General features: G+C 62.1%; 5 protein-coding genes and 1 pseudogene. 1 reads left to right on the top strand and 5 read right to left on the bottom strand.

Translation table 11 applies throughout. The features are described 5' to 3' along the window. The 5 genes and pseudogenes from SX1_RS22415 to SX1_RS05840 form a co-directional block, all read right to left on the bottom strand. A pseudogene (locus tag SX1_RS22415) lies at positions 1-224 on the bottom strand (EamA/RhaT family transporter); the annotation flags it as partial. Positions 225-254: 30 nt separating this feature from the next. After that, positions 255-1,310, bottom strand: coding sequence for a DUF3667 domain-containing protein (locus SX1_RS05855; protein WP_019052310.1), 1,056 nt, complete (start codon positions 1,308-1,310; stop codon positions 255-257). A 51-nt stretch (positions 1,311-1,361) separates the two neighbouring features. Further along, complete coding sequence (locus SX1_RS05850) at positions 1,362-1,595, bottom strand: hypothetical protein (RefSeq protein ID WP_019052309.1); 234 nt, start codon at positions 1,593-1,595, stop codon at positions 1,362-1,364. Between the two features lie 123 nt (positions 1,596-1,718). Further along, on the bottom strand, positions 1,719-3,239 hold the full coding sequence (locus SX1_RS05845) for a fumarate hydratase (RefSeq protein WP_017181988.1): 1,521 nt from the start codon (positions 3,237-3,239) through the stop codon (positions 1,719-1,721). 101 nt (positions 3,240-3,340) lie between these two features. After that, positions 3,341-3,985, bottom strand: coding sequence for a glutathione S-transferase family protein (locus tag SX1_RS05840; protein ID WP_019052308.1), 645 nt, complete (start codon positions 3,983-3,985; stop codon positions 3,341-3,343). A gap of 470 nt (positions 3,986-4,455) precedes the next feature. Here SX1_RS05840 and SX1_RS05835 point away from each other — a divergent pair, with 470 nt between their 5' ends. Then, positions 4,456-6,387, top strand: coding sequence for a ribonucleoside-diphosphate reductase subunit alpha (locus SX1_RS05835; RefSeq protein WP_037514163.1), 1,932 nt, complete (start codon positions 4,456-4,458; stop codon positions 6,385-6,387). Positions 6,388-6,410: the final 23 nt, after the last annotated feature.

Here is a 6,410-nt window from a genome sequence, read left to right as displayed (position 1 = left end):
GCCAAAAGCAGGAACAACGGCCCGAGTGCAGGCAGAGGCGCTGGATTGACCAGCCAATATCCGCCCAGCAACACAATAGCGAACGGCAGTCCGTAAAGGTAGCGCACCAGCCCCGCCGCATTGAGCGACAGGCTATGGCTGACGCGCCGCTGGACGGCCGTGCGCCAAGCCTGCATCCCGCCCGCCATCAGCGTCGCGGGCAACCAGATCGGGGACGTGATCATCGCGCTGCTATGGCCGCCGGACGCCCGGCGTCATCCCATCATCACCAGCATGGTGAAGAACAGCGCCAGCGCCACGCAGGCGAACATATAGAGCAGGGGCAGCCGCCACATCGCGCCAAAGCGCGACAGGCTGTAGGCGTCCTTCATCTGCCGATACATATGCCAAGCGGCGTAGAGCAGCAGCGCCGTCGTCACCAGTCCGGCGGTGACATGCAGCGCCGACAACAACATCGACAATGAAAAGAGCAGGGACATGAAAGCGATCGAATAGGTGACGTAGATCGCATGGTCGTACATTTTGAAGCGGCGGTTGAACGGGAAGAGCAGCCACACGAACGGCATGGAAAACAGGATCAACGCCCAGGAGAATTTATAGGCATTGGCCTTGAGCTTGTAATAGGCCAGTTCCGGGTCTTTCGCCGCCGCGCTAACGACCTCTCCCACCGTGGCCGCGACCCCGCCGTTCATGCCCTCGCCACGCAGGGTTTGCGTCATGTTGGCAGCGAGCGTCATGCCCTGGCGCTCCTCGCGCGCCTCGCTCAAATCCTCGTTCAGCTTCTCGCGCCGCTTCGGCGTCAGGCCGGGCTCTTTCAACCGTGTTTCGATCTTCGCAATCCGCGCGTCGGCCCTGGCCTCTTCGGCGCGCAGTTCCGCGATGGCGCCATCGTCCATCTGCACCATCTTGCCCGCGCCGGCGCCATGGCCGCTGGTGAGCGAGAAGATGGCGTACATGAGGAAGGCGCTGAACAGGAACAGGGCGAAGGGCGACACGAACTTCGCGCGCTCGCCATGGATGTAGCGCCGCGTCAGCTTACCCGGACGCAGCGCGAGTTCGGGCAATGTCCGGAATATCTTGCCTTCAAAATGCAGCACGCCATGGGCCAGATCATGGCCGATCGCGCCGAAGCTGCGATGGAGATGCGCCGCCTGCCCGCATTGCGCGCAATAGGCGCCGGTCAGTTCCGCGCCACAATTGAGGCACTTGCCATGGCCATCATGATCGGATTCGCCATGCCCCGGCTCGACCGCGCGCGCGATCATGCCTCCGGTGATGGCGTCCCCCGCCGCGTCGATTTCCCCCGTCATGGGGGACAGGATAACAGCGGTGTATGGCGCTTGCCAGACAGTTGTTTGCGTTTAGCTGGGCTGGACGCCTGGCGGTACATGGTGTGCCAGGTTCCGCCCCATCGTCCAGTTCCCCTCCAGCCGCACCAGCGGATTGGGCGCGCACCAGATTTCGCCGCTGTCGGACAGGCCGGTGACCCAGATCAGATTATGTTCCTGCCCATAATCGATGACGGCAAAGGCATAGCCCTTCCCCTTGCCCTCCACATGGACGGGCAAGGGTGGGTCGAGTTGCGTGAAGGACATGGGACTGGCTCCGGCATGAAGGTGCGGAGACAATGCCGTGTAGCGGCCGGGGTTCCGGCCCCTTGATCCAGGTTGGTGCGATTAGCTGATCCCCCCACGCACGGCATGGGGGGGCGGCTTGCATCAGGCGTTTTCGAGCAACCCTTCGCGCTTGATCTTCTCCTGCCAGACCAGCGGGGCGAGATGGTGGACATTCTGGCCTTCGCTATCGACCGCGACGGTCACGGGCATGTCCTGCACATCGAATTCGTAGATCGCTTCCATGCCCAGATCCTCAAAGCCCACAACCTTGGCCCCCTTGATCGCGCGGGCAACCAGATAGGCGGCACCACCGACCGCCATCAGATAGGCGCTCTTATGCTTGGCGATGGCTTTGGTCGCCGCGACCCCGCGCTCGGCCTTGCCGACGCAGCCCAGCAGGCCTTGTTCCAGCATCATGTCCATGAAGCTGTCCATGCGCGTTGCGGTGGTGGGACCGGCAGGACCGACCACTTCGTCGCCGACCGGATCGACCGGGCCGACATAATAGATGACGCGGCCCTTGAAATCGACCGGCAGGCTCTCGCCGCGGCTCAGCATGTCCTTGATCCGCTTGTGCGCAGCGTCGCGCCCGGTCAGCATCTTGCCGTTCAGCAGCAGCCGGTCGCCATGTTTCCAGCCCTGGACGATGTCCGGCGTCAGCGTGTTGAGATCGACGCGGATCGCTTCCTTGCTCGGCGTCCAGTTGACGTCGGGCCATTCGGACAGCTTGGGCGCTTCCAGATAGGCCGGGCCGGAGCCGTCGAGCGTGAAATGGGCGTGGCGGGTGGCGGCGCAATTGGGGATCATCGCCACGGGCTTGCCCGCCGCATGGCAGGGATAGTCGTAAATCTTGACGTCCAGGATGGTGGACAGGCCGCCGAGACCCTGCGCGCCGATGCCCAGCGCATTGACCTTGTCGAAAATCTCGACCCGCATCTTCTCGATCTCGGTCTGCGGTCCGCGCGCCTTGAGCTCGCCCATGTCGATCGCGTCCATCAGGCTTTCTTTAGCCAGGGCGACCGCCTTTTCCGCGGTGCCGCCAATGCCGATGCCCAGCATGCCGGGCGGGCACCAGCCCGCGCCCATTTGCGGCACCATCTCCAGCACCCAGTCGACGATCGAATCGCTGGGGTTCATCATCTTGAACTTGGTCTTGTTTTCGCTGCCGCCGCCCTTGGCCGCGACGTCGATGACCACCTTGTTGCCGGGCACCATTTCGACCGACAGGACGCAGGGCGTATTATCCTTGGTATTCTGGCGGCTGAACGCGGGATCGCGCAGGATGGAGGCGCGCAGGCGGTTTTCGGGGTTGAGATAGGCGCGGCGCACCCCTTCGTCGATCACCTCCTGCATCGACCGGCTATTGTCGTCCAGGCGGCATTCCATGCCCCATTTGACGAACACGTTGACGATGCCGGTGTCCTGGCAGATCGGGCGATGCCCCTCCGCACACATGCGGCTGTTGGTCAGGATCTGGGCGATGGCGTCCTTGGCCGCCGGGCTTTGTTCGGCCTCATAGGCTTTGCCCAGCGCACGGATATAATCCATCGGGTGATAATAGCTGATGAACTGAAGCGCGTCGGCGACGCTCTCGATCAGGTCGGCGGTCTTGATGAGCGTCATCTTACCCAAATCCCTTATGTCTGCGGCCCGGCCCTGCACGGCGGGTTCCTGCTCGGGCAGCGGCTAGTCAGGAATCGCCCGCCTGTCCAGAGAGGGGAGGCCTAGCCGTTCGCAAAGGGGAACATCGGCCACCATGGTTCCTTCTCCATCAGCACCCGCGCGAAGCTGGGCCGCGCGACGAGCCGGGCGAGATAGGCCGCGAGGCGAGGATGATCGCTGCCGATCGGCGCGATCCTGTCGGCATAGAAAAGCGCGGGGGCCGCCGCGCAATCGGCCAGGGTGAAATTGTCGCCCACCGCCCATCCCTGCGCGCCGATGCGCGTTTCCAGCAAGGCATAGGCCTTTGCGATCAGGGCGCGCGCTTGCTCTACGCCATAAAGGTCGCGCGAGTCGGCCGGGCGCAGCCGGTCGGCGACGATCGCCTGCATCGGCGTCATCACATAATTGTCGAACAGCCGGTCCATCATCCGCACCTGTAGCGCAGCGTCGGGGTTGAGCGGTATCGGCCGGAAGGTGCCCGGCTCATGCGTCGCCAGATATTCGATGATGATGCTGGCTTCGGCGACGGTCATGTCGCGGGTCGAATCGCGCAATACGGGAAATTTGCCGATCGGCCAAAGCGCCAGCCATTCCTGCGCCACTCCCTCGCCCTCCAGCATGCGCGGCGTGAAGGGCGTGCCATTTTCGTAAAAGGCGATCAGCACTTTCCAGCAATAGGAAGAGAGCGGGTGATAATAGAGAATCATCGGTCGGCCTCTGCGTAGGGGGAACGGGGCAGTCAGTCGGAGGCGACACCATAGCCCCTTTTGCGTGCGCCCACGCATTTGCGTGGCAAGCCAAAATTATTTTTTATTCCGCTTTTCGCTCTTGTCTTTCGGGGGAACGAGGAAAGTCCACGCGTCGCTGCGTCGCAACGGGTAGAAACAGCGATGAACGGAATCGGAACAGCGACGAATTGAGTCCCTAAACCGTCATTTACCCTCTTGCGCGTAAAACAGGCTATGGCACTATCTGTGGTATCGGGTAAACGGGGGTCACCCAACAGATAGTGATTGCGTCGCTGGACCGGTTTTCAGCGCAAGGGGGATTTTGTCCCTGCAATCCCGTCAGTTGGTCCCATTTCGACCCCGTTGCGATACGGTATCTGCTAGGGTGTTGGCACCTGCCGAACACCGCTTGACCGAATCGAACGGAACGGGAACATTCGGGGGCGTACATGGATTTTCGTGATAGTGGACAGGGTGGTACAAACGACGTGGCGACTGTGATGGATGATGTGATGGACCGGGTGAGCGAACAGCCTGTCGCGCCGACCAAGGCCGAACCTTTGTCCTCTTCCTCGGTGCAGGAACGACGCTTCGACGTCGTGACCGATCCGTCGCGCGACGCTCTGCTGACCGAGTTTGGCAAGGACACGCTGAACGACCGCTACCTGCTGCCCGGCGAAAGCTATCAGGATCTGTTCGCCCGCGTGGCGGCGGCCTATGCCGATGATCAGGCGCATGCCCAGCGCGTCTATGACTATATCTCCCGTCTCTGGTTCATGCCCGCCACCCCGGTCCTGTCCAACGGCGGCACCGGACGCGGCCTGCCGATCAGCTGCTATCTCAACAGCGTGGACGACAGCCTGGAAGGCATCGTCAACACCTGGAACGAGAATGTCTGGCTGGCTTCGCGCGGGGGCGGCATCGGCACCTATTGGGGCAGCGTGCGCGGCATTGGCGAGCCGGTTGGCCTCAACGGCAAGACCAGCGGCATCATCCCCTTCGTCCGCGTCATGGATTCGCTGACGCTGGCGATCAGCCAGGGCAGCCTGCGTCGCGGTTCCGCCGCCTGCTATCTTGACGTGTCGCACCCGGAAATCGAGGAGTTCCTTGAAATTCGCAAGCCCAGCGGCGACTTCAACCGCAAGGCGCTGAACCTGCATCATGGCGTGCTGCTGACCGACGAGTTCATGGAAGCGGTGCGCGACGGCAGCGATTTCAACCTGCGCAGCCCCAAGGACCAGTCGATCCGCGGCACCGTCAATGCCCGCGCGCTGTTCCAGAAGCTGGTCGAAACCCGCCTGGCCACGGGCGAGCCCTATATCGTGTTCAACGACACGGTGAACCGCATGATGCCCAAACATCATCGCGACCTGGGCCTTAAAGTCTCGACATCGAACCTCTGCTCCGAAATCACCCTGCCGACGGGTCGCGACCATCTCGGCAATGACCGCACCGCCGTGTGCTGCCTTTCCTCGATGAACCTGGAAACCTGGGACGAGTGGAAGGATGAGAAGCTGTTTGCCGAGGATATCATGCGTTTCCTCGACAATGTGCTGCAGGACTATATCGACCGCGCGCCGCCCGAAATGGCGCGCGCCAAATATAGCGCGATGCGCGAACGATCGGTCGGGCTTGGCGTCATGGGCTTCCACAGCTTCCTGCAGGCGCGCGGTATCCCGTTCGAAGGGGCCATGGCCAAGTCGTGGAACCTGCGCATGTTCAAGCATATCAAGAGCCAGGTGGACGAAGCCTCGATGCAGTTGGCGATCGAGCGCGGCCCCTGCCCCGATGCTGCCGATCAGGGCGTGATGGAGCGTTTCTCCTGCAAGATGGCGATCGCGCCGACCGCGTCCATCTCCATCATCTGCGGCGGCACGTCGGCCTGCATCGAACCGATCCCGGCGAACATCTATACCCACAAGACGCTGTCGGGCAGCTTCTCGATCAAGAATCCCTATCTGGAAAAATTGCTGGTCGAAAAGGCCAAGGATTCGACCAATGTCTGGAACTCGATCCTGGAGCATGGCGGCTCGGTCCAGCATCTCGACTTCCTGAGCCAGGAAGAAAAGGACACGTTCAAGACCAGCTTCGAAATCGACCAGCGCTGGCTGCTCGAACTGGCCGCCGACCGCACACCCTATATCGACCAGGCGCAGTCGCTCAATCTGTTCATCCCCGCCGACGTGGAGAAATGGGATCTGCTGATGCTCCACTTCCGCGCGTGGGAACTGGGCATCAAGTCGCTTTACTATCTGCGGTCCAAGAGCGTGCAGCGCGCCGGCTTCGCGGGCGGCGTGGAAGCCGACAACACGATCGACGCACCCAAGTTCGAACTGGCCGGCGGCAGCACCGATTATGACGAGTGCCTGGCCTGCCAGTAATTTCGGTCAAAGTGGTACTTTGA

Origin of the sequence: Sphingobium xenophagum NBRC 107872 (genome assembly GCF_000367345.1) — a bacterium.
Classification (GTDB): domain Bacteria; phylum Pseudomonadota; class Alphaproteobacteria; order Sphingomonadales; family Sphingomonadaceae; genus Sphingobium; species Sphingobium xenophagum.
This window is presented reverse-complemented; position numbering and strand designations above follow the sequence as displayed.

What these genes read in the sequence shown, in the direction of transcription:
- SX1_RS05855 (WP_019052310.1), bottom strand. Translation starts at nt 1,310, where the DNA reads ATGACGGGGGAAATCGACGCGGCGGGGGACGCCATCACCGGAGGCATG.
- SX1_RS05845 (WP_017181988.1), bottom strand. Translation starts at nt 3,239, where the DNA reads ATGACGCTCATCAAGACCGCCGACCTGATCGAGAGCGTCGCCGACGCG.
- SX1_RS05850 (WP_019052309.1), bottom strand. Translation starts at nt 1,595, where the DNA reads ATGTCCTTCACGCAACTCGACCCACCCTTGCCCGTCCATGTGGAGGGC.
- SX1_RS05840 (WP_019052308.1), bottom strand. Translation starts at nt 3,985, where the DNA reads ATGATTCTCTATTATCACCCGCTCTCTTCCTATTGCTGGAAAGTGCTG.
- SX1_RS05835 (WP_037514163.1), top strand. Translation starts at nt 4,456, where the DNA reads ATGGATTTTCGTGATAGTGGACAGGGTGGTACAAACGACGTGGCGACT.